At 71.0% G+C, this 21,075-nt stretch carries 22 protein-coding genes; 16 read left to right on the forward strand and 6 right to left on the reverse strand.

The genetic code is table 11. From position 1 onward, the window contains the following. Positions 1-17: 17 nt before the first annotated feature. The 3 genes from AC2DFQ_RS09695 to AC2DFQ_RS09705 all read left to right on the forward strand — a co-directional run bounded on the left by AC2DFQ_RS09695 (position 18) and on the right by AC2DFQ_RS09705 (position 2,253). Positions 18-1,166, forward strand: coding sequence for a zinc-dependent alcohol dehydrogenase (locus AC2DFQ_RS09695; RefSeq protein ID WP_484533737.1), 1,149 nt, complete (start codon positions 18-20; stop codon positions 1,164-1,166). A 17-nt stretch (positions 1,167-1,183) separates the two neighbouring features. After that, positions 1,184-1,750 carry a hypothetical protein gene (locus AC2DFQ_RS09700; protein ID WP_484533738.1) on the forward strand — a complete coding sequence of 189 codons (567 nt, stop codon included), beginning with the start codon at positions 1,184-1,186 and terminating at the stop codon, positions 1,748-1,750. Positions 1,751-1,905: 155 nt separating this feature from the next. Then, positions 1,906-2,253 carry a hypothetical protein gene (locus tag AC2DFQ_RS09705; RefSeq protein WP_484510529.1) on the forward strand — a complete coding sequence of 116 codons (348 nt, stop codon included), beginning with the start codon at positions 1,906-1,908 and terminating at the stop codon, positions 2,251-2,253. A 25-nt stretch (positions 2,254-2,278) separates the two neighbouring features. Here the strand turns inward: AC2DFQ_RS09705 and AC2DFQ_RS09710 are convergent, their stop codons facing one another. From AC2DFQ_RS09710 to AC2DFQ_RS09720, 3 genes are all read right to left on the reverse strand, one after another. Further along, the gene (locus AC2DFQ_RS09710) at positions 2,279-3,574 is read right to left on the reverse strand and encodes a MalT transcriptional regulator family protein (RefSeq protein ID WP_484533739.1); all 1,296 of its coding nucleotides are present in this window, start codon (positions 3,572-3,574) and stop codon (positions 2,279-2,281) included. A 138-nt stretch (positions 3,575-3,712) separates the two neighbouring features. After that, positions 3,713-4,393, reverse strand: a complete 681-nt coding sequence (locus AC2DFQ_RS09715) for an esterase/lipase family protein (protein WP_484533740.1) — start codon at positions 4,391-4,393, stop codon at positions 3,713-3,715. Next, positions 4,390-5,184 carry an alpha/beta fold hydrolase gene (locus tag AC2DFQ_RS09720; protein ID WP_484533741.1) on the reverse strand — a complete coding sequence of 265 codons (795 nt, stop codon included), beginning with the start codon at positions 5,182-5,184 and terminating at the stop codon, positions 4,390-4,392. The genes AC2DFQ_RS09715 and AC2DFQ_RS09720 overlap by 4 nt, the downstream gene beginning before the upstream one ends. 195 nt (positions 5,185-5,379) lie before the next feature. Between AC2DFQ_RS09720 and AC2DFQ_RS09725 the strand changes: the two genes are divergently transcribed. The 10 genes from AC2DFQ_RS09725 (at position 5,380) to AC2DFQ_RS09770 (ending at position 17,048) form a co-directional block, all read left to right on the forward strand. Beyond that, complete coding sequence (locus AC2DFQ_RS09725; protein ID WP_484533742.1) at positions 5,380-6,429, forward strand: LacI family DNA-binding transcriptional regulator; 1,050 nt, start codon at positions 5,380-5,382, stop codon at positions 6,427-6,429. Continuing rightward, the gene (locus AC2DFQ_RS09730) at positions 6,426-7,370 is read left to right on the forward strand and encodes a carbohydrate ABC transporter permease (protein WP_484533743.1); all 945 of its coding nucleotides are present in this window, start codon (positions 6,426-6,428) and stop codon (positions 7,368-7,370) included. Before AC2DFQ_RS09725 ends, AC2DFQ_RS09730 begins: the two co-directional genes overlap by 4 nt. Next, positions 7,367-8,206, forward strand: coding sequence for a carbohydrate ABC transporter permease (locus tag AC2DFQ_RS09735; protein ID WP_484510535.1), 840 nt, complete (start codon positions 7,367-7,369; stop codon positions 8,204-8,206). The genes AC2DFQ_RS09730 and AC2DFQ_RS09735 overlap by 4 nt, the downstream gene beginning before the upstream one ends. Positions 8,207-8,250: 44 nt before the next feature. Next, positions 8,251-9,543 carry an ABC transporter substrate-binding protein gene (locus AC2DFQ_RS09740; RefSeq protein WP_484533744.1) on the forward strand — a complete coding sequence of 431 codons (1,293 nt, stop codon included), beginning with the start codon at positions 8,251-8,253 and terminating at the stop codon, positions 9,541-9,543. Between the two features lie 70 nt (positions 9,544-9,613). Then, the gene (locus AC2DFQ_RS09745) at positions 9,614-10,783 is read left to right on the forward strand and encodes an ADP-ribosylglycohydrolase family protein (protein ID WP_484533745.1); all 1,170 of its coding nucleotides are present in this window, start codon (positions 9,614-9,616) and stop codon (positions 10,781-10,783) included. Then, positions 10,780-12,147 carry an ADP-ribosylglycohydrolase family protein gene (locus tag AC2DFQ_RS09750; protein ID WP_484533746.1) on the forward strand — a complete coding sequence of 456 codons (1,368 nt, stop codon included), beginning with the start codon at positions 10,780-10,782 and terminating at the stop codon, positions 12,145-12,147. The genes AC2DFQ_RS09745 and AC2DFQ_RS09750 overlap by 4 nt, the downstream gene beginning before the upstream one ends. After that, a complete protein-coding gene (locus tag AC2DFQ_RS09755; RefSeq protein ID WP_484533747.1) occupies positions 12,144-13,076 on the forward strand; it encodes a ribokinase in 933 nt (310 codons plus the stop codon). Before AC2DFQ_RS09750 ends, AC2DFQ_RS09755 begins: the two co-directional genes overlap by 4 nt. Then, the gene (locus AC2DFQ_RS09760; RefSeq protein ID WP_484533748.1) at positions 13,073-15,013 is read left to right on the forward strand and encodes an SUMF1/EgtB/PvdO family nonheme iron enzyme; all 1,941 of its coding nucleotides are present in this window, start codon (positions 13,073-13,075) and stop codon (positions 15,011-15,013) included. The genes AC2DFQ_RS09755 and AC2DFQ_RS09760 overlap by 4 nt, the downstream gene beginning before the upstream one ends. Further along, positions 15,010-16,197 (forward strand): CaiB/BaiF CoA transferase family protein, encoded by a 1,188-nt coding sequence (locus AC2DFQ_RS09765; protein WP_484510541.1) that lies wholly within the window; start codon positions 15,010-15,012, stop codon positions 16,195-16,197. The genes AC2DFQ_RS09760 and AC2DFQ_RS09765 overlap by 4 nt, the downstream gene beginning before the upstream one ends. Then, entirely contained in the window at positions 16,194-17,048 is an 855-nt protein-coding gene (locus AC2DFQ_RS09770; RefSeq protein WP_484533749.1) for an HpcH/HpaI aldolase/citrate lyase family protein, read from the forward strand. The genes AC2DFQ_RS09765 and AC2DFQ_RS09770 overlap by 4 nt, the downstream gene beginning before the upstream one ends. 211 nt (positions 17,049-17,259) lie before the next feature. Here the strand turns inward: AC2DFQ_RS09770 and AC2DFQ_RS09775 are convergent, their stop codons facing one another. Further along, a complete protein-coding gene (locus tag AC2DFQ_RS09775) occupies positions 17,260-17,928 on the reverse strand; it encodes an arsenate reductase/protein-tyrosine-phosphatase family protein (protein WP_484533750.1) in 669 nt (222 codons plus the stop codon). Between the two features lie 50 nt (positions 17,929-17,978). On the opposite strand from AC2DFQ_RS09775, the gene AC2DFQ_RS09780 reads away from it, so the two are divergent. The 3 genes from AC2DFQ_RS09780 to AC2DFQ_RS09790 are packed head-to-tail and all read left to right on the forward strand — an operon-like array spanning position 17,979 to position 20,503. Next, entirely contained in the window at positions 17,979-18,707 is a 729-nt protein-coding gene (locus AC2DFQ_RS09780; protein ID WP_484533751.1) for an aquaporin, read from the forward strand. A gap of 15 nt (positions 18,708-18,722) precedes the next feature. Further along, positions 18,723-20,108 (forward strand): FAD-dependent oxidoreductase, encoded by a 1,386-nt coding sequence (locus tag AC2DFQ_RS09785; protein WP_484533752.1) that lies wholly within the window; start codon positions 18,723-18,725, stop codon positions 20,106-20,108. Beyond that, the gene (locus AC2DFQ_RS09790; protein ID WP_484533753.1) at positions 20,105-20,503 is read left to right on the forward strand and encodes an arsenate-mycothiol transferase ArsC; all 399 of its coding nucleotides are present in this window, start codon (positions 20,105-20,107) and stop codon (positions 20,501-20,503) included. The genes AC2DFQ_RS09785 and AC2DFQ_RS09790 overlap by 4 nt, the downstream gene beginning before the upstream one ends. Here the strand turns inward: AC2DFQ_RS09790 and AC2DFQ_RS09795 are convergent. After that, positions 20,500-20,784, reverse strand: a complete 285-nt coding sequence (locus AC2DFQ_RS09795) for a hypothetical protein (protein ID WP_484533754.1) — start codon at positions 20,782-20,784, stop codon at positions 20,500-20,502. The two genes, AC2DFQ_RS09790 and AC2DFQ_RS09795, sit on opposite strands and share 4 nt — an antisense overlap. Continuing rightward, the gene (locus AC2DFQ_RS09800) at positions 20,784-20,906 is read right to left on the reverse strand and encodes a hypothetical protein (RefSeq protein WP_484533755.1); all 123 of its coding nucleotides are present in this window, start codon (positions 20,904-20,906) and stop codon (positions 20,784-20,786) included. Before AC2DFQ_RS09800 ends, AC2DFQ_RS09795 begins: the two co-directional genes overlap by 1 nt. Positions 20,907-21,075 lie beyond the last annotated feature (169 nt).

The raw sequence follows: 21,075 nt of genomic DNA on the forward strand, positions 1-21,075 counted from the left end.
GGCGAGGGAGAGAGCCCATGAAGGCGATGGTTTACCGCGGTCCGTACAAGATGCGCGTCGAGGAGAAGCCCGATCCGAAGATCGTGCATCCCAACGACGCCATCGTGCGGGTCGAACTGGCCGCGATCTGCGGCTCGGATCTGCATCTGTATCACGGCATGATGCCCGACACCCGCATCGGCCACACGTTCGGCCACGAGTTCATCGGGCGCGTGGAGCAGGTCGGTCCGTCGGTGCAGAACCTCAAGCGCGGCGACCGCGTGATGGTGCCGTTCAACATCTTCTGCGGCACGTGCTTCTTCTGCGCCCGTGGGCTCTACTCCAACTGTCACAACGTCAACCCCAATGCCACGGCGGTGGGGGGCATTTACGGCTACTCGCACACCACCGGCGGCTACGACGGCGGGCAGGCGGAGATGGTCCGCGTGCCCTTCGCCGATGTCGGGCCGACCACCATCCCGGAGTGGATGGACGACGACGATGCGCTGATGCTCACCGACGCGTTCACCACCGGATACTTCGGCGCGCAGCTGGGCGACATCGCCGAGGGTGACACGGTCGTCGTGTTCGGCGCCGGTCCCGTGGGTCTGGCAGCGGCGCGCTCGTCGTGGCTCATGGGCGCGGGGCGTGTCATCGTCATCGACCACCTCGACTACCGCCTGGAGAAAGCGCGCGAGTTCGCCTTCGCCGAGACGCACAACTTCACCCACCACCGCGACATCGTGGTGCTGCTGAAGAAGCTCACCGGGTACCTCGGGGCCGACGTCGTGATCGACGCGGTGGGCGCCGAGGCCGACGGCAACCTCACCCAGCACATCACGTCCGTCAAGTTCAAGCTCCAGGGCGGATCCCCGATCGCGCTGAACTGGGCGATCGATGCCGTGCGCAAGGGCGGCAACGTCTCCGTCGTCGGCGCCTACGGACCGCTGTTCAGTGCCGTGAAGTTCGGCGACGCCCTGAACAAGGGACTCACGCTGCGGATGAACCAGGCCCCCGTCAAGCGGCAGTGGCCGCGGCTGTTCGAGCACATCCAGGCGGGCTTCATCAAGCCCGGCGACATGATCAGCCACCGCGTGCCGCTCGAGCACATCGCCGAGGCGTACCACATGTTCTCGTCCAAGCTCGATGACTGCATCAAGCCGGTCATCGTCCCCTCGGCCGCGTAGCCCGCAACGGAGAAGCCATGCCTTACACGCCGAAGAAGCCCGTGACGCCCCCCAGCGCCGACGAGCTGCGCGCCCGCATCCCCGGATGGGGTGCCGACCTCGATCCGGCCGACCGGCCGTCCTTCCCGAAGGAGCGCTTCGATCCGGAGGCGACCGGGGCGCACTGGGAGGTGCCGGACCGACAGCCCGACGACCCCCGGCGCGAGCGCTCCATCGAGCACGCGCACCTCACCGCGGCATACGGAACCGCCCAGCCCCTGCACGGGGTTTCCGGCGCCATCCGCCGCCTCGCGTACGCGCGGTTCAGCGAAGGACGCGCCGCGCACTGGTTGCTGCTGATCCTCGGCGACCGCGTCGACGCGACGGGCGCCCACGTGCGCTCGCTGTTCACGCTGCGGCCGGACAACCCCATCACCGAGACCGGGATTCTCGCCGAGCCGCGCTTGAAGCCGATCGCGTCGCGTCGCGGCCGGGTCGACATCCGCCACGCGTGGATGGATCCGATCATCGTCGCGGGGCCGTGGCTGCTCGGCGGATGGGCCGTGCTGCGGGTCGGGCGCCGTCTGCTCACGCGGCGCAGCTAGCGCCCGGGTGGCCCAGGCTCGCGCGCTCGAATACGCGGGCTCACGGCGTGGCAGCCCGTCAGCTCTCGGTGTCAGCGGAGGGCGCGGCTGCATGCCAAAATGATTCTTGGGACTCGCCTGACGGGGTGGGCGAGCCGTTGAGAAAGGCACATCTCATGCCGTACCGCACGCAGGCCGTGCTGCAGGACTGGCTGGACGAGTTCCGCAGCGAAGGGCACGAGGTCCGCGGGCATGTGGCCCTTCAGGATGGCAGCGACGGCCGCGACACCGGGTTGGTGATCCTGCGGCTCGTGAATGCGACGACAGAGATGTTCATGCAGCCCGTCGCGCCGGGCGAACAGCACTGGGAGATCACCCTGCAGGCCCGTGCCAACGATCTGGTGATGAGCCCCGAGAAGCTCGAAGACCTCAGTGGCGAGCTTCAGCGGGCCGCCGCTCTGTGCCGGTTCCTGCAGGAGAAATCCGCCCAGCACGACAGGGAAGCCGAAGAGGCGCGCGCCTGACCCGCGCCTCGAGAGGCCTGCCGCTTCAGCCGGATACCCGGTGGGAGGCCGAGCGGATGGCGGCCAGCAGCGCGCGGTCGGCCGGTGGTGCGATGCTGCGCTGGGCGCGGGCACCGTATGCGGCGAGCCCCCGATACGCCGCGGCGCGCAGCGGGTCGGTGCCGCCCGCGGCCCAGAGGATCGCCAGCAGCATGCACGGCAACGGTTGCGTGCGGAGGGTCAGGGGCGACACTGTCCGGAAGAGTTCCCGCACCTCGCCGGCGTTGCGGAACAGGTCATCCCAGTGCGCACGGACGACGTCGCTGACGAGATCACCGTCGCGAGACCGCACGGCCGACTGAAGAGCGGGAAACGCGCGTGCACGGTTGAGGTTCCATCGCGCTATCCGCGCGTCCAGCTCCCGTGTCACGCGACCGGGCACGCGTCGACGAAGGGCTGCGCCGAGGATGGGGCGGAAAACGGGCGCGGGGATGAAGAGCGTGCCCGTGCGATCAGCCGACGGCGGGTAACGCCAGTACCCGAATCCTTCCGCCTCCGCCCGCTCCAGCAGCGTGCCGGGGGAGGGGTCGCCGGTCAGCTGGTGGGCCAGCTCCGCGTCGACCGCCTCGGAGAGCGCGATGCGCTCCAGGAAGGAGCGGAAGCGCTCGTCGCGCGACGAGGAGCGCAGCCGGAACAGCGACGCGACCGCCGCCTCGACCGCATCCTCGGCCGCCTCGGACGGCGTGCACCGGGCGAGTCCGACGATGCGGGCGAGGGCGGGGCTCCCGCCATGCTCGAGCACGTGCATCACGGTGTCGGGAGAAGCGTCGGAGCCGAGAACGTCGACCGCTTCGGTCTCCGTCAGAGCCAGGTCGTCGGGGCCGACGCGCTCGACATCCACGCCGAGCGCGACGCCGGGTTCGGTGAATCGGCTGGGCGTGCCGGTGGCGACACGCAACGACAGGCCGGGGTGCTCCTCGGCGAGGCGGGAAATCGCGGCGATCGTGGCGTCGTCCAGGTGCTCGGCCTCGTCCAGGACGAGCGTGAACGCGCCGGGGATGAGTCGCAGGGCGCGGTGAAGCAGACTCCACGCGTCGCCCCTGGGCGCGAGGCCTTCGTCGGACATGTCCCGCGCGTCCGCCTCATCCAGCAGGCCGGCATCCGCGAACGCGGCCGACACGTCGTGGACGAAGGCGTCGGGTTCGCTCATGCCCTCGCCCACGCGGAACCAGAGTCCCGACCGCGCGGTGCTGGTCGCCCACTGCGTCAGGGCGGTGGTCTTTCCGTAGCCGGAGGGTGCGTGCAGGACCACGACCGCGGCGTCTGCCTCGAGCCGCTGCATGAGACGAGGGCGCGCGGCGAGGCCGCGAGGGAGGCGGGGAACGGCGTGGATGCTCATCGGCGAGGAAGGCGGGGACGGCAGATTCGGATTCTGACCTGTTCCCGCGACTTACACTAGGCCGTCGCCGCGGCAGAGCGCTCACGACGATCTGTCCTCTGATGACATCCGCTCGACCTCGGCGAGCACGCGCGGGTGGGCCAGGATGCGGAAGTGGCCGCCCGTCTCCAGCAGCACGTTGCGCCCCCCGGGCAGGGTGCTGCTTTCGGGGATGTGGGGATCGAACAGGCCGTACACCGATGTGATGCGCCCGTTCACCTCCCGCTGCGCGGCGAGGGCGAGGATCGTTCTGTCGCGCGGCGAGAAGCTGCGGAGCGTCGGTGTGAGCATCATCCGGGCGTACCGCGAGCCGCCGAACGGCGCCGCGACGGCGACCATCCCCCTCACCCTCGTTCCCGCCGGTCCGATCATCACCTGTTTGCCGATGAGCCCGCCCTTGCTGTGAGCGACCAGGATCACATCTCGCAGGTCCTGTGTCTCGAGGTACGCGCTGACATGCGCGGCCATCTCGACGACAGGACGCTGATTGCGGTGCAGCAGGTCGATGACGTGGATCGGGTGACCGCGCGCGTGCAGGTGCTCGATGAGGGGTTGCAGGAATTTCCAGGTCTCGTACACGCCCGGGAGGATGATCAGCGGCACCCCCGGTCCGGTCCGGAACGTCTCCGGGCGTGTGCGGTTCGCAACCGCGCGCACTTGCCACGTCGTCGCGTAGGCGTAATCCGCCACCCACCACGCCGCGACCTGGAGCGCGTTCCTCATGTGCGCTCGTGCGCGGGTGCGGCGGTGGTGGTGGTAGTGGTGTGGAAGACGATGGCGTCCGCCACGGCGCGCGGTGACGAGAACTGGGCGACGTGGTACCGACCGGGAATCGTCACGAGCGCCGCCGCCGGCGCTCGGCCGCGGAGTCGCCGGCACCACTCCACGCCGGCGACGGGATCGCGCTCGCCGCGGATCACGAGGAGCGGCATCCTGAGACCGGCGACGCGATCTTCGATCGGGTAGGCGATCATGTGACGCACCTGGGTGAGGTACCACGGGATGCCGCAGCGGATGTAGTCGGTGAAGACGATCGCGTTGATCCGAGGGGTCTCGCCGAGGGTGTCTTTCCCCAGCGCGATGGCTTGCGCGACCACGCTGCGGTGCTCATCGTCGGTGACCGGCCCCACGGCGACCACGTGAGCGACGAGGTCCGGACGTTGCGCGGCGACCTCCACCACCCACTGGGCTCCCATCGAGTGCCCGACGAGGATGACGGGGCCGACGTCGAGGGATTCGATCACCCCGCCGAGGGCTTCCGCCATGGCGGCGACGTCCACGTCGAAACCGGGCTTGGGGAGCCCCGCGAATCCCGGAAGGTCGATCGAGAACACGGTGTGGTCTTCGGTGAGCACATCCTGCAGGCGCGACAGGTAGCGGTGCGACATGCCGATGCCGTGCACGAGCACGACCGGGGGCCGACCCGAGTCCTGTTGCGCCGTCGTCGCGAACACCTGGAACGCGAGCGGACCGCGATCGTGCCGCTGCACCGTGCGTGGCGGGGGCGGCGTCATGCGGCGTCGGGGGAGAAGTCGGTCATGGCGCAACGCTAACCCGCCAGGGATGCGGTGCCCCAACCCTGGACGGAAGCGGTGCTTCCCGCTAGATCTCACGCGCCGGCGGATCGGTGGAGTCTTGACAACGGCATCGAAACAGTGAGAACGTTTACACAACCTAGTGGAATCGTTTACACCGCTCGAAGGGGAGCCATGGCTCGCGTCACGATCACGCAGGTCGCCGCCCGCGCGGGTGTCTCCGTCGCGAGCGCGTCACGGGCCTTGAACGGGCTGATCGCGAGCGCCGAGACGGTGTCGAAGGTGCGGGACGCCGCGCGTGAGCTCGGCTACGTCGCCGACGCGACCGCGCAGTCGCTCAAGCGGGGACGCACCCTGCAGCTCGGCTACGCCGTCGCCGACATCGGCAACCCGGTGTACGTCGAGATGATGGCCGCCATCGAACGCGTCGTGTCGGCATCCGGCTACCGCCTGCTGCTGTCGTCGACCGGCACGGCATCGTCGTCGGTCGACGTCGTGCGCGATCTCGGCCGCGGCTACGTCGACGGCCTGATCCTGTCGCCCCTCCGCGTGACCGACGAACTGCTCGCCGCGCTCGCGGCCGCTCCCATTCCGCTCGTGGTGCTCGGGCGCCTTCCCGACTCCGCCGCATTCGACACCGTGCGTGCCGACTCCCGCACGGCCATGCGCCTGGTCGTCGACCACCTCGTCGCGGCAGGGCGGCGCGACATCGCGTTCGTCAACGGCCCGGCCGACACGACGCCCGGTGGGATGCGCCGGGAGGGTTTCATCGCGGCGGCGGCGAACCACCGCGACCTGCGCACCCAGCACATCGACGCATCCGACTTCACCATCGCGGCGGGCTACGACGCAGCGCTTCCGCTCCTGGACCGCTACGACCGGCCGACGGCGGTGGTCGCCGCGAACGACCTCATCGGCGTCGGCGTCCTGCGCGCCGCCGAAGATCTCGGCCTGAGCGTCCCGACCGACCTCGCCGTGACCGGTGTGGATGACACCGAACTCGCCGAGGTCGTGCGCCCGGGACTCACGAGCGTCGACCTGGGCGCGAAAGAGCGCGGGCGGGCCGCCGCAGAGATGCTCCTGGCGCGCATCGCCGAACCGGCCCGGGCGACGCACACCGTCACCGTGCCCCCCTCGTTGGTCGTCCGCGGCTCGTCGTCGGCGTCCGCACCCTCCGCCCTACGCCGACCTGAGCTCATCGATGAAGAGAAGGCCCACGGATGACCACGCTCGAGAAGACGAAGAAGTCCTCGCCGCCGCCGCGCGTCCGGCAGATCGGACCACGCGCCCGCGCCCAGCGCAGAGAGGCCATCGCCCTGGTCGGGCCGGCGCTCCTGCCGATCATCATCTTCTCGGTGGTCCCGCTCATCAGCGGTGTCGCCCTCGGATTCACGGATGCGACGCTCGCCCGCAACGCCGAGGTCACCTTCATCGGCCTCGGCAACTTCATCGACCTGGCAGGCAACCGGCGCTTCTGGGAGTCGTTCGGCATCGGCATCGTGTGGGCAGGGTCCGTCGCGCTCCTCACCCTGGTCAGCGCCACGGGGCTCGCCCTGCTGCTCAACAGCGACCTGCGACTGAAGGGCCTCACCCGGGTGCTCGCCCTGATTCCCTGGGCGATGCCGCCGGTGGTCATCGCGATCGTCTGGCGCATGATCTACAACCCCAACTCCGGGCCCCTCAACGGCACGCTCAGCTGGCTCGGCATCCCCGGAGTCAACTGGCTCGGCGACTTCTCGACCGCACTGCCGGCGGTCATCGTCGTGGGCGTCTGGGCCGGCATCCCGCAGACCACCGTGCTGCTCCTGGCCGGGATGCAATCCATCGCGCCCGAGCAGCACGAAGCGGCCGCCGTCGACGGCGCCGGTGCGGTGCGCCGGTTCTGGCACGTGACCCTGCCGGCGTTGCGGCCCGTGATCATCGCGGTCACGGCGCTCGATTTCATCTGGCAGTTCAACTCGTTCGGCCTCATCTACGTGCTCACCGAGGGTGGTCCGGGAGGCCGCACGATGATCCCGCCGCTGTTCACCTACCTCGAGGCGTTCCGCAACCGCGAGATCGGGTACGCCTCGGCGATGGGCAACGTCCTGGTCGTGGCGATCCTGCTGATCCTCTCGCTGTACCTGATCAATCAGTTCCGGCAGAACAAGGCGGTCAGTAAATGACCACGAAACGGCCCCTCTACGCCACTGTGCTGATGTACCTCGCGCTGGCGGGGTACCTGATCTTCCTCGGCTTCCCGCTGCTGTGGCTGCTGTCGGCATCGTTCAAGTCGACGCAGGAGCTCAACTCCCTCGCGGTGAACCTCATCCCGCAGCAGTGGGACTTCAGCAACTACGCCTCGGCGCTGGAGCGGCAGAACCTGCTCACCGCCGCGGGCAACTCCATCGTCGTCGCGGTCGTGACGATGATCATCTCGGTGCTGCTGTCGATGCCGATGGCTTACGCCCTCGCGCGGCTGAAGGGAAAGCTGCGCGCCGCCGGCACGGTGTGGATCCTCGTCAGCCAGGTGTTCCCGACGATCCTCATCATCATCCCGCTCTTCCTGGTGCTCCGGAGCCTGCAGCTGAACGACACCCTGTTCGGCCTCATCCTCGTCTACGTCACGTTCACGATGCCGTTCACGCTGTGGATGCTGCAGGGCTATGTCGCCGCGATCCCGCCCGACCTCGAGGAAGCCGCCGAAATGGATGGCGCGGGGCGATTCACGATCCTCCGCACCGTCATCCTGCCGCTGCTTGCCCCGGGCCTCGTAGCCACCGCGATGTTCACGTTCGTGTCGGCCTGGAACGAGTTCTTCCTCGCGCTCGTGCTCATCCAGAGCCCGGAGCTGTACACGCTGCCGATCGCGCTGCGCTCGTTCCTCGGCGCCGAGGGGCAGACGCAGCTGGGGCCCCTGGCCGCCGGCGCGATCCTCGCGACGATCCCGTCGCTCATCATCTTCGGGATCCTGCAGAAGAAACTCACCGGCGGCATGCTCGCCGGTGCCGTCAAGGGCTGACCCTCCCGAGACGGAGAACCAAGAGAAAGAGAAAGGCGATCATCATGAGAAGAATCCGGGGCATCGGCGCCGTCGCATTCGCGGGCGTCGCAGCCATCGCGCTGGCGGGGTGCCAGCAGGGCAGCGCCAACAACGACGGCGGGGGAGACGGCGACGCCGTCACGCTGCAGTTCCAGTCGCTGTCGGACCAGCCGGCGACCCAGGCGGCGATCGAGGAGATCGTCGACGCCTGGAACGCCGAGAACGACGACGTTCAGGTCGAGATCGTCCAGGCCGGGTGGGACGGCATCTACGACAAGCTCATCACCCAGTTCACCGGCGGCACCGCCCCCGACATCATCCACTTCGACGCGAGCTCGATCGTCTCGTTCGCGGCGGACGGATACCTGGCGGACCTGACCGACCTCATCGACCCGGAGTTGACGTCCGATGTCTCCGAGAGCATCTGGGATTCCGTGACCCACGACGACCAGATCGTCGCGTACCCCTCGACGCTGCAGTCGTACATGGCGTTCGCGAACACCGACCTGCTCACGGCGGCGGGCGTGGAGGTCCCGACCGGCGACACGATGACGTGGGATGAGCTGCAGGAGATCGCCCAGGCGACCACCACCGGTGACCAGTACGGTCTCGGCTGGGGCCTCGGTTCCCCCACCGCCACGATCATGAGCCTGTCGCTCGGTTTCGACGGCGGGTACTTCGAGGGCGAAGGCGACGAGGCCACGATCGAGGTGGGCGACGATGAGCTCGCGGTGGCTGAACGCATCCACGAGATGGCATACACCGACAGGTCACTCGAGCCGACGTCGCTGACCCAGTCCGGTTCGGACGTGCTGCCCTCGTTCTACGGCGGCAAGGTCGCCATGACCGTGCAGGGTTCCTTCCAGGCGACGAACATCGCCAACGACGCCCCCGAGGGCTTCAACTGGGTCGCCCTGCCGCCGCTCGAGGGCTCGGCCGGTGCGCTCCAGGCCGGACCCCCGCAGACGTATTCGGTGAACGTCGACTCGGAGTACGTGGAGGAGTCGGCAGACTTCCTCAACTACTTCATGAGCGGTGAGAACCTGGGGAAGATCGCCTTCGCCGACGCGCTGATCCCGTCGTCGGGTGCGGCGCGCGCCGAGGTCGAGACGCTCGCCGGTGACGACCAGGCGTGGAAGCAGGTGCTCGCCTCCGGTGAGGGCCTGGTCGGTCCGCCGTTTCTGAAGGTGTCGAAGTACGCCGAATGGAAGGACACGATCGCGACGCCCGCCTTCCAGCAGTACCTGGCCGACCAGATCAGCAGCGAGGAGCTCGCGACGCAGCTCACCGACGGCTGGGCCGACGTCGCCGGCTGATGACATCGACGGGGGCGGGTCGATCGACCCGCCCCCGTGACACACACGCGTGAACGAAATGAGGGAATGCATGGACGTGTTGCACGATCGGGTGGCGGCAGTACTGGCGGGTGCCGCCGTGGGCGATGCGCTCGGCGGGGCGACCGAGGGCTGGACGCCCGAACAGATCGAGGAGCGGCACGGCGGACGTGTCGAGGGGATCGTCGGTCCGTTCCTGCCCGACTGGCGTACGGCGCGGCCCATCGCGCCGTACCACAAGGGCGATGGGCACGTGACGGATGACACCCTCATGACGCACGCGCTCATCGAGGTGTACGCGAAGCAGCGGCGCCACCTCGACGCCTACGACGTCGCGAGCGACCTCGTCCCCCTCATGATCGGCGAACGCCGCTGGATCCCCGAGCTGGAGGACGAGGCGCTCATCCTGCAGCGCGTCTTCCTGGCCGAGAAGTGGCTCGTCATGAAGCTGCACTACGGCCACGCCGACCCGCGCGAAGCGGGCGTCGGCAACGTCGTGAACTGCGGCGCCACGATGTACATGGCACCCGTCGGGCTCGTCCACATCGGCGACCCGCGTGGCGCTTACGCCGAAGCGATCGACATCACCGGCGCCCACCAGTGGTCGTACGGTCGCGAGGCGGCCGGCGTGTTCGCCGCCGCGGTCGCCGCCTCCGCCGCCCCCGGCGCCACCGTCGCCGACGTGCGCCGCGCGGTGCTCGATGTCGCCCACGACGGCACTGCCGCCGCCATCCGCGCCGTCTTCGACGCCGTCGACGCTTTCCTCGCAGCAGGCGGCTCGGACGACCCGCGCGAGCTCGGCCGCATCATCCGGCGGGCGGTCGCACCCTTCGACACGGTGGGGGAGCAGTACCGGTCGCCGGCGATGGACGCTCGGCTTCCGTCACGTACGAAGGCGATCGAGGAGCTTCCCGTCGCCCTCGGCTTCGTGGTGGCGCACGACGGCGACTTCCGCGCCGCGGTGCTGGATGCGGTCAACTACGGCCGCGACGCCGACTCGATCGCGACGATGGCCGGCGCCATCTGCGGTGGCCTGCGCGGCAGCGCCGATGTCCCGAGCGAGTGGGTGAGCGGGGTCACCACCGCGAGCCGCCTCGACCTCGACGGCGTCGTGACGGCGATGGTCGAGGTGGTCCGTGACGTCGCACGGGCCGACGCGGAGCGCGCGGCCGCGCGTGCCACGGCACTGTCGACGCTGCTGGCCCCGGAGGCCGTGGAGTGAGACTGACGTGGGCCCAGCCGGAAGACCTCGTCCCCGCCGAGTTCGCGGCGCTGCGGGAACAGGGTGTGAGCGAGGACGAGCTCCTGCCGATCGAACGCCGATGGGCCGAGGCCGGTGGCGCCACCCGGCTGGCACCGTCGGGCGCGAGTGCCACGCCGGCGCCCGCGGCGCTGCGCGCACTGGCGCGGACCATCCTGGACGAACTGCAGGGGCTGCAGCGCCCGAGCGCGGACGAACCCGACGAGTGGGACGCGATCGAAGCGCTCCTGCCGCCCGCGCCGGGCGCGTCCGCCGGGGGTGCCACCTTCGAGCGCGTCCACGGGGCATGGCTCGGGCGGGCGGCGGGGTGCCTGCTCGGCAAACCCGTCGAGAAGATCCCGCGCGAGGGGATCGAGGAGATCGCCCGCGCGACCGGTAACTGGCCGATCCACGGCTACTTCACCGCCCGGGGTCTGCCCGCCGAGGTCGCCGAGCGGTGGCCCTGGAACCGGCGCTCCGCGCCGACCTCCCTCGTCGAGAACATCGCCGGGATGCCCGAGGACGACGACCTGAACTTCCCCATCCTGGCCCTCGACCTGCTCGAGCAGCACGGCGCGGGCCTGCAGACCGACCACGTCGCCCAGGCGTGGCTCGCCGCCCTCCCCGCGGGCCGGGTCTTCACGGCCGAGCGCGCCGCGTACCGCAACATCCTCGACGCGCGCCCCGTGCCCGAGACCGCGACCCACCACAACCCCTTCCGGGAGTGGATCGGCGCGGTCATCCGCGCCGACGTCCACGGGTGGGCCCACCCCGGCGACGTGCGCGCCGCTGCCCGCTCGGCGTGGGTCGACGCACGGCTGAGTCACACGCGAAACGGCCTCTACGGCGAGATGTGGGCCGCCGCCCTGTGCGCGGCATCCCTCGTCGCAGACACCCCCGACGCCGTCCTGGATGCTGCGGACGCCGTCGTCCCGCCCGCCTCGCGCCTTGCGCACGCCGTGCGGTTCGGGCGCGAGACCGGTCGTGCGCTCGCCGACGGCCGCCTCAGCACGGCGGATGCGCTCGACGCCCTGCACGCCGAATACGCCGGCATGCACTGGGTGCACACCCTCAACAACGCCGCCCTCATCGCGTGCGCGCTGCAGGCCCACGGCCGCGACTTCGGCGCCGCCGTCGCGTTCGCCGTTGCCGGCGGCTGGGACACCGACTCGGGCGGCGCGACCGTCGGCTCGGTCGCCGGCGGCCTCGTCGGCGCGGACGGCATCGGCCCCCAGTGGACGACGCCGCTGCAGGACCGGATCGCCACCTCCCTGCCCGGCGGCGCTCACCGCTCCATCCGTGAGCTCGCCGAGCGTACGTGCGGGCTGTGGGAGGCGTCATCGTGACCGTCGTCGTCGTCGGCAGCATCAACCAGGACGTCGTCGCCCGCGTCGCCCGCATCCCCGCCCCGGGCGAGACGCTGCTCGCCTCCTCCCTCGTGCGCACCGGCGGCGGTAAGGGCGCGAACCAGGCCGTCGGCGCCCGTCGCGCCGGTGGCGCCACGGTCGCGTTCGTCGGAGCGGTGGGCGCGGATGCCGAGGGCGAGACGCTGCGCGCAGCGCTCGCCGCCGACGGCATCGACGTCTCCGGTCTCGTACGGATCGAGGGAGTGACCGGCACCGCGCTCATCTCCGTCGACGCCTCCGGCGAGAACGCGATCGTCGTGGCCGCCGGCGCCAACGCGGCCCGCGAGACGCTGACCGACGTGCAGCGCGAGGTCGTCGCGGGGGCGACGGTCCTCCTGACCCAGCTGGAGATCCCGGTGCCGCTCGTCCAGGATGCGGCGGCATCCCGCGCCGCCGGTGCGTGGCACGTCCTGAACGCGGCTCCTTCGGCGCCCTTCGCGTCGGCGCGCGACGCGCTGCTGGCCGCGACCGACGTGCTCGTGGTGAACGAGCACGAAGCCCTCGAGGTGGCGGGAACCCACGAGCTGGACGCGGCCATCGCCGCACTCGCACCGGCCGTGCGCGCGCTCGTGGTCACCCTCGGCCGCCGCGGGTGCCTCGTCGTCTGCGGCGCCGAGCGGGCGGAGGTTCCCGCGCACGTGGTGACGGCTGTGGACACCACCGGCGCCGGTGACACCTTCTGCGGAGTCTTGGCCGCGGCCCTCGCTGCGTCCGGACGGCGACCCGACACCGTCGACGTCGCTCTGCTCGTCGACGCCGCGCGGGCCGGGGCCGCCGCATCCGCCCTCGCCGTCACGCGCCCCGGTGCGCAGGACGCGGTGCCCACCACCGGCGAGGTCGCTGCCCTCATGAAGGAGAACCCGACGTGAGCGGTGGATTCGACCCCCTCGTCCCCCGCGAGATCGACCGGCCGACGCCGGTGCCGCTCGACGTCGACGTCGCCGTGGGTGATGCGGCGACCACGCTCGACGACGCGAAGATCTTCGTCGCCCCGACCGATCCCGCCGAGCTCGACGCGTGGCGCGCGCAGCTGGGCGCGTGGCGCGAGGGCGCCCGTGCCCGGCACGGCGCGCCGACCCGGTACGACGACCCCGCATCCGCATGGGCGAGCCGCTGCTTCACGGTGGCGCAGGTGTGGCTGTGGGACGAACTCTTCTTCGACTTCGAGGCGCAGCGGTTCACACCCGAACGCTTCCTCGACGACGCGCAGCGCCGGTTCGGCGGCTTGGACGGCATCGTGCTGTGGCACGCCTATCCCGTCATCGGCATCGATGACCGCAACCAGTGGGATTTCTACGCCGTGCCGGGGCTGGCCGAAGCCGCCGACGCGCTACACGCCGCGGGAGTCGCGGTGTTCGTGGACTACAACCCGTGGGACGTCGGCACGCGCCGGGACGGCGACGACGCCACCGAGCTCGCCGCGACGGTCCGCCGCCTCCGCGCGGACGGCGTCTTCCTCGACACGCTGAGGAAAGCCGACCCCGACCTCGTCGCCGCGCTCGACATCGCGCGCCCGGGCATCGGGCTCGAGGGGGAATCGAAGCTCGCCACCGAGCGGATCGCCGACCATACGCTGTCGTGGGCGCAGTGGTTCGCCGATTCCGAGGTGCCGGGCGTCCTCCGGGCCCGCTGGTTCGAGCGGCGCCACATGCAGCACCACATCCGCCGCTGGCACCGCGACCACGCCGAGGAGCTGCGCTCGGCGTGGCTGAACGGCGTCGGCATCATGGTGTGGGAGGTCGTCTTCGGCGTGTGGGTGGGGTGGAACGACCGCGACGCGGCGACGCTCCGCCGCATGCTGCCCGTGCAACGGGGCCTGCACCGCTGGCTCGTCGCGGGGGAGTGGGCGCCGCTCGCGGTGCACGACGCCCCCGTCTTCGGCTCGGCCTTCGAGCTCGACGGCGTGACCCTGCTGTGCCTGGTCAACACGTCCGACGCCGATATCGTCCACGAGCTTCCCGGCGACGGGCGGTACGTCCCGCTGCACGAACCCGGTGACGGGGTCTCGACGGTGACGGTGCCGGCCGGCGGCATCGCGGCCGTCGTGAGGCTGCCGGCGGATGCGGCCGTCCCGGCGCTCGTCGACGGGGTGCGCGCCGCGCTCCTCGCCGAGCCCCCGGTGGCGGACGCGTCCTTCCCGCACCGCCGGGCTCGGCGCCTTCCCGCGCCGGAGTGGACGGGACCCGTCCGGGGCGAGGCCGAGGAGGCCCCCACCGTGACGGTCGCCGCCGGCACGCACGTGCTGACGGTGCGGTTCCGCGCCCGGGAGACCGGCATGTACGAGGGTGCGCCGTACGTGGACGAGTGGAAGCCGCTGCCCCCGCGCCTGCACGATCAGCGCACGCTCGAGCGCGTCGCCGAGGTGCCGCAGCCGGTGCGGGTCGCTGGCGCCGAAGTGAGCGAGGCGGAGTACGCCCGCTTCCTCGACGCGATCGAGGAACACACCGATGCCCGCGACCCCGAGCTCCCCGCGACCGGCATGACCTTCGCCCGCGCCCGCGAGTATGCGGCGTGGGTGGGCGGGCGGCTTCCGACGGAGGACGAGTGGCAGCTCGCCGCATCCGACCCGTCCTTCCGGCGGCGGGAACCGGAGGTGTGGAACTGGACCGAGTCGGAGCACTCCGACGGACGCACCCGGTTCGTCATGCTCAAGGGCGGCAGCGCGCACCGCAGCGACGGATCCGACTGGTACTTCGACGGCGGAGTCCAGGCGCCGGAGTTCGCCGCGAAGCTGCTGCTGCCGGGGCTGGGACAGGACGCGTCGCCGTCGATCGGGTTCCGGGTGTGCTGGGAGGAGCGCGCATGACCCCCCTCGACGGGCTCCGCGTGATCGACGCATCCACCCTGTTCGCCGGCCCCATGGCGGCCATGCACCTCGGCGACATGGGCGCCGAGGTCATCAAGGTGGAGCATCCCACCCGGCCCGACCCGGCCCGCGGGCACGGCCCGAGCAAGGACGGTCAGAACCTCTGGTGGAAGACGCTGGGGCGCAACAAGCGCACCGTCGCGATCGACCTGCACGCCGCGGACGGGCGTGACGCGTTCCTCCGCCTCGCCCGCAGCTCCGACGTCGTCATCGAGAACTTCCGCCCCGGCACGCTGGAGCGGTGGGGTCTCGGGTACGAGGAGCTGTCGGTCGACAACCCCGGTCTGGTGCTGGCCCGCGTGACCGGCTTCGGACAGATCGGGCCGTACCGCAGCCGGCCGGGCTTCGGCACGCTCGCCGAGGCGATGAGCGGGTTCGCCGCCGCCACGGGCGAGCCCGACGGGCCGCCGACCCTCCCGCCGTTCGGACTCGCCGACGGCATCGCGTCGCTGGCGACCGCCTACGCGATCATGACGGCCTTGCACGCCCGCGGGCGCGACGGCCGCGGGCAGGTCGTCGACGTGGCGATCATCGAGCCGATCCTCGCGATGCTCGGCCCGCAGATCACGCGGTGGGATCAACTCGGCTCTGTTCAGCCGCGCACCGGCAACCGCTCCACCAACAACGCGCCCCGCAACACCTACCGCACGGCCGACGGCTCCTGGGTGGCCGTCTCCACCAGTGCGCAGTCGATCGCCGAGCGCGTGATGGCCCTCGTGGGCCGCCCCGACCTTGCGGCCGAGCCGTGGTTCGCGAGCGGGTCGAGCCGGGCCGAGCACGCGGACGAGCTCGACGACGCGGTCGGCGGCTGGATCGCGCAGCACACGCGCGAGGAGGTGGTGGCCGCGTTCGAACAGGCGCAGGCCGCCGTCGCGCCGGTGTACGACCCGTCCGACATCGTCGCCGATCCGCAGTTCCAGGCGCTCGGGACGATCCACCGCATCCATGACCCCGACCTCGGCGACATGGCCATGCAGGGACCGCTGTTCCGCCTGTCGCGCGATGAGGCGACGATCGCGTTCGCGGGACGCGCGCACGCCGCCGACAGCGACGAGGTGCTCGAGTCGCTCGGCTACACCGCGGAGGACATCGCCCGCATGCGTGCGGAAGGATCGATCGCATGACCCGCCGCATCCTCGTCGCCCTCTATGCGCCCGCCGACCGTCCGGAGCGCTTCGGCAAGGCGCTGGATGCGGGGGCGGATGCGGTCATCGTCGACCTCGAGGACGCGGTGACGTTGTCGCGCAAGGCGCAGGCGCGAGCCGCGCTCGCCGACTTCGCCGCCGCCTGGACCGACCGAGGGGAGCACGCTCCCGCCGTGCAGGTGCGCATCAATGCACGAGGCGCTGCCGCCCACGAGGAGGATCTCGCCGCCGTCGCGGACCTGCCCGCATCCTTCGGCATCCGGCTCCCGAAGACCGAGTCGGCCGACGACGTCGCCGCGATCCGCTGCGCGCTGCCCGGCCGCGAGGTGCACGCGCTGCTCGAATCCGCGCTATCCATCGAGCGGGCGTTCGAGATCGCGGGAGCCGGGGTGTCTTCCATCGCGGCGGGAGAGGCCGACCTGCGCGCCGAGGTCGGCGTTCCCGCCGGGCCGGCCGGCGAACCGGGCCTCGCCTGGTCGCGGGGGCGCATCGTCAACGCCGCCGCGGCAGCGGGCCTGCCGCTGCCCCTCATGGCCGTGTGGGCAGACGTCGCCGACCTCGACGGCCTCGAGCAGAGCTGCCGCGCCGGGCGCGCGCTCGGGTACGCCGGCCGCACCGCCATCCACCCACGTCAGATCGAGGTGATCCGTCGGGTCTTCACCCCGGATGCCGACGAGGTCGCCCGCGCGCAGCGCATCGTCGACCGCGTGGCCGCCGCCGCCGCCGACGGCACCGGCGCGTTCGTGCTCGAGGACGGCACCTTCATCGACGTCGCGATGGTGAAGGCGGCCGAACGCGTGCTCGCCGCATCCGATCGCCCCCGCGCCTGAGCCCCTTCGCGGGGTCGGCTGACGGCACCCCGATGTTCGAGAGGGCCGGCTTCACCGTCGAGCGTCGCATCGGCCAGAGCAAGACGTGATGCGGAAGACGGTGACTCCCGCCGCCGTCCGCTGGCGCCGGGTTTCGCGCGGCCGAACGTCGTCGACGTGCGGGCAGAAGGGGCACTGCGAGACCGGGCGTGGGGTCCCGGCCGGTGCTCAGCTAGGCGGCGGAGATCTGCGGGGCGAGGGTGTCGATGCGGCGGCGCAGATCGGCGTACGCCGACTCGAAGGCCGCGAGGTCGCCGGCCGCGACGGGGTCAGGGACGGACCAGTGCAGGTCGCTGGTGCCGAGGTGTTCGTGGGCGTTGTCGCAGACCGTGATTCGAAGATCCCCCTCGGCCTCGATCTCGGACAGCAGACGCGGGTGCGCATCGGAGAGGTCGAGGCCATGCTTCGCGGCGACCTTCACGGCGCCGGGTGCGACCGAGGGCGCGGGAACGGTTCCGGCCGATGCGGCGGGAATGGAGCTCCTCTCCCGCCAGAGGTGTTCGGCGAGCTGGGAGCGCGCGGAGTTGGCGGTGCAGACGAAGATCACCCGGGATGCCGCCAGGTGCGCGTGCGTCCCGAGGTCGGTCAGGTCGCCGGCGTTCAGGTGCACGTAGTTGCGCCGCCGGTCACCCTCGGATCGCGATCGCGTGATCAGCGTCACGGACTCGAGAACCTTGAGGTGATGCGCGAGCAGGTTGGACTCCACCTCGAGCCGGAGCTGCAGCTCCCGCGGTGACAGATCGCCGAGCGTGAGCAGGTCGACGATCCGAAGTCGCGTGGGGTCGCCGAGCGCCGCGTGGCGCGCGGCGCGGGCCTCGAGGAATGTTCGCTCACTGTTCATTGACTCAATGCTGATTGAGCTAGGGTGTCGCTGTCAAGCTCTGGAGGACCATGAATCACTCGCACCTGATCCGACGCGTCGTCGCTGAGGCGCTCGGCGCGGCTTTTCTCGTCGCGGTCGTCGTCGGCTCCGGCATCGCTGCCTCCCGCCTGTCGACGGACGCGGGTATCCAGCTGCTGGCGAACAGCGTGGCGACGGCGATGGGCCTCACGGTGCTGATCCTCGTCCTCGGTCCGCTGTCGGGCGCTCACGTGAATCCGTTGGTCTCGTTCGTTGACGCCGCGCTCGGTCGCCGCGCACGCACCGGGCTGACGACCGCCGAGGCGATCCTGTACGCCGCGGCGCAGCTGACCGGCGCCATCGGGGGAGCGGTGCTCGCGAACCTCATGTTCGAGGTGCCGACGGCATGGTCGACAACGGAACGGGCCGGTGCGGGTGTCCTGCTCGGTGAGGTCGTCGCCACGGGCGGGCTGATCCTGTTGGTGGTCGGCCTGGCCCGCGGCGGCGCCGGGCTGATTGCTGCGCCGGCCGTCGGCGCGTACATCGGGGCGGCGTACTGGTTCACCAGCTCGACCTCGTTCGCCAATCCCGCCGTCACCGTCGGGCGCATGTTCACCCACACCTTCGCGGGCATCGCGCCGGCTTCGGTTCTCCCGTTCCTCGCCGCCCAGCTGCTCGGCGCCACCGTCGGCGCGCTGCTCGCCGCCTTCCTGTTTCCCCGCACCCTCGCGGGCCTGTCCGTCGCGGACGACGTCGTCGTTCCGCAGACCCTCCCCTGACCGGAAGGACGCCTCATGCACATCGTCGCCATCGGTGGCAGCGACGCCGGAATCTCTGCCGCGCTGCGCGCCCGCGAGCTCGACCCGACCGTGGATGTCACGGTGGTCGTCGCCGACGCGTACCCGAACTACTCCGTCTGCGGCATCCCGTACTTCTTCTCCGGCGAGGTGCAGCCGTGGCAGTCGCTCGCCCATCGCACCCACGCCGACCTCGAAGCGACCGGCATGCGCCTGCGCCTCAACACCCTCGCCACGGGCATCGACGTCACCGGTCGACGGCTCACCGTTCGCGACCAACAGGGGGTCGAGTCGACCATCGGCTATGACGCACTCGTCGTCGGCGCCGGTGCGCTGCCCACTCACGCCGGCATCGCCGGTCTCGACGAGCTCGGCCCCGACGACGGCGTGCACGTCATCCACTCGATGGGCGACACCTTCGCGCTGAACGCGCACCTCACCGAGCGGACGCCGCGCTCGGCGATCATCATCGGTGCCGGCTACGTGGGCCTCGAAATGGCCGAGGCGTTCACCGCCCGCGGCATCGCCGTCACGCAGCTGCAGCGCGGTGCCGAAGTGCTTTCCACCCTGGATGACGAGCTGGGCGCGCTCGTGCACGCGGAACTGGCCAGCCACGGTGTCGTCGTACATACCGGCACCACCGTCCGCCGCGTCGAGAAGACCGACCGCGGCCTGGTCGTGCACGCCAACCGCGCCGGCGGAGACGTCACCCACGCCGCGGATCTGGTCCTCGCCGTGGTCGGAGTCCGCCCGAACACCCGGCTGCTCGAGCACGCCGGCGCGGCCCTCGGTGCGGGGGGCGCCGTGGTGGTGGACGAGCAGATGCGCACGGGCCTGCCAGGTGTGTTCGCCGCCGGCGACGGGGTCACCACTCACCACCGCCTCCTCGGCGTCACCTACCTCCCCCTCGGCACCACCGCACACAAGCAGGGCCGCATCGCCGGGGAGAACGCCCTGGGCGGAGCTGCCCGCTTCGCCGGTTCGGTCGGTACCCAGGTCGTCAAGGTCTTCGACCTCGTCGCCGCACGCACCGGACTCCGCCAGCACGAAGCGCTCGCCGCAGGATTCCCCGCGGCCACCACGCAGGCCGTCGCCGACGACCACAAGCGGTACTACCCGGGCGCTCAGCCCATCAGCATCCGCATCACCGGCGACACCGGCACCGATCGCCTCCTCGGCGCACAACTCGTCGGGCGACTGGGCACCGAGACCGCCAAACGCGTCGACACCTACGCCACCGCCCTGTTCGCCGGACTCACCGTCGAGCAGATCAGCGACCTCGACCTGTCGTACACCCCGCCGCTCGGGTCGCCATGGGACGCCGTGCAGGTCGCGACCCAGTCCTGGTCGCGCGACACTCGACTGACGGGAACCCGCGCATGACCACCCCGCCGACCGTGGTGTTCATCTGCACGCACAACGCCGGCCGCTCCCAGCTCGGAGCGCACCTTCTCACCCATGTCGCCGGCGATCGTGTCTCATCGACCAGCGGGGGGATCGCCCCCGCCGACGTCATCAACCCCGCCATCGCACGCACCCTCGCCGAGCTGGGCATCGACACCTCGGCCGCCACGCCGCGCGCGGTCACCGCCGAGGACCTCGCCACCGCAGACATCGTCGTCACCATGAAGCCCGGCCTGGCGCTTCCCGGCCCGATCGCGGGAGAGCACGTCGAATGGGAGTTCCCCGACCCCGCTGCGTGGGAGGCCGACGGCGCGCGCGACCTCCGCGATGCCGTCCGCACCGCGGTCACCGCGCTCGCGGAACGGTTCGCCTAGACCTCGCGGCCGTCGCGCCGAGAGGCGAGAACTTCCCTGCCCTCCGGAGTGAGCGCGTACGTGTCCCCATCGCGCGCCACCCAGCCGAGGTTGAGAAGCCGCCAGACCGTCTCGTCCAGCATCCGGGGCAGTCGCTCACGGTGCGCCGTGGTCAACTCCGGGCGACGAGCCTCCCACCCGGCCACCATCTCGGCCTTCGAGAGGTGCCCGCCGACCGCCAGGATGTCGAGGACCAGTGCGCGCACCGCGGTGAGGTGGCGCCGCGCGATCGGATCGGTCATCAGGCGCCGCTCCCCGGGCGCCGATGCTCGATCAGGACGCTGTCCCGCCACTGGCCCGCCACCGGGTGACCGGCCAGGCGGTCGTACGCGACCTGACGTCGGGTCACGTCGATCAAGGTCACGGCATCCTCCGCAGATATCGATGAGCGTCGATCCCAGTATCGGATCATCCATCGGTCGCCGGCGCCCAGAGGACATTGCCCCGTTGCGCGCATCGGCGTGAGCGACGTTCGGGGGGCCCTCGAAGACGTACACGCGTGATGGCGACCGAGGTCCTGCGGATCGCTGATC

This window comes from Microbacterium sp. Z11_20, from assembly GCF_057197605.1.

Excerpts from the sequence above, each read along its gene's own strand:
- AC2DFQ_RS09710 (WP_484533739.1), bottom strand. The coding sequence starts at position 3,574 with ATGCAGCGGCTCGAGGCAGACGCCGCGGTCGTGGTCCTGCACGCACCC.
- AC2DFQ_RS09705 (WP_484510529.1), top strand. The coding sequence starts at position 1,906 with ATGCCGTACCGCACGCAGGCCGTGCTGCAGGACTGGCTGGACGAGTTC.
- AC2DFQ_RS09715 (WP_484533740.1), bottom strand. The coding sequence starts at position 4,393 with ATGAGGAACGCGCTCCAGGTCGCGGCGTGGTGGGTGGCGGATTACGCC.
- AC2DFQ_RS09740 (WP_484533744.1), top strand. The coding sequence starts at position 8,251 with ATGAGAAGAATCCGGGGCATCGGCGCCGTCGCATTCGCGGGCGTCGCA.
- AC2DFQ_RS09720 (WP_484533741.1), bottom strand. The coding sequence starts at position 5,184 with ATGACGCCGCCCCCGCCACGCACGGTGCAGCGGCACGATCGCGGTCCG.
- AC2DFQ_RS09730 (WP_484533743.1), top strand. The coding sequence starts at position 6,426 with ATGACCACGCTCGAGAAGACGAAGAAGTCCTCGCCGCCGCCGCGCGTC.
- AC2DFQ_RS09770 (WP_484533749.1), top strand. The coding sequence starts at position 16,194 with ATGACCCGCCGCATCCTCGTCGCCCTCTATGCGCCCGCCGACCGTCCG.
- AC2DFQ_RS09725 (WP_484533742.1), top strand. The coding sequence starts at position 5,380 with ATGGCTCGCGTCACGATCACGCAGGTCGCCGCCCGCGCGGGTGTCTCC.
- AC2DFQ_RS09745 (WP_484533745.1), top strand. The coding sequence starts at position 9,614 with ATGGACGTGTTGCACGATCGGGTGGCGGCAGTACTGGCGGGTGCCGCC.
- AC2DFQ_RS09785 (WP_484533752.1), top strand. The coding sequence starts at position 18,723 with ATGCACATCGTCGCCATCGGTGGCAGCGACGCCGGAATCTCTGCCGCG.
- AC2DFQ_RS09765 (WP_484510541.1), top strand. The coding sequence starts at position 15,010 with ATGACCCCCCTCGACGGGCTCCGCGTGATCGACGCATCCACCCTGTTC.
- AC2DFQ_RS09695 (WP_484533737.1), top strand. The coding sequence starts at position 18 with ATGAAGGCGATGGTTTACCGCGGTCCGTACAAGATGCGCGTCGAGGAG.
- AC2DFQ_RS09775 (WP_484533750.1), bottom strand. The coding sequence starts at position 17,928 with ATGAACAGTGAGCGAACATTCCTCGAGGCCCGCGCCGCGCGCCACGCG.
- AC2DFQ_RS09700 (WP_484533738.1), top strand. The coding sequence starts at position 1,184 with ATGCCTTACACGCCGAAGAAGCCCGTGACGCCCCCCAGCGCCGACGAG.
- AC2DFQ_RS09735 (WP_484510535.1), top strand. The coding sequence starts at position 7,367 with ATGACCACGAAACGGCCCCTCTACGCCACTGTGCTGATGTACCTCGCG.
- AC2DFQ_RS09795 (WP_484533754.1), bottom strand. The coding sequence starts at position 20,784 with ATGACCGATCCGATCGCGCGGCGCCACCTCACCGCGGTGCGCGCACTG.
- AC2DFQ_RS09780 (WP_484533751.1), top strand. The coding sequence starts at position 17,979 with ATGAATCACTCGCACCTGATCCGACGCGTCGTCGCTGAGGCGCTCGGC.
- AC2DFQ_RS09790 (WP_484533753.1), top strand. The coding sequence starts at position 20,105 with ATGACCACCCCGCCGACCGTGGTGTTCATCTGCACGCACAACGCCGGC.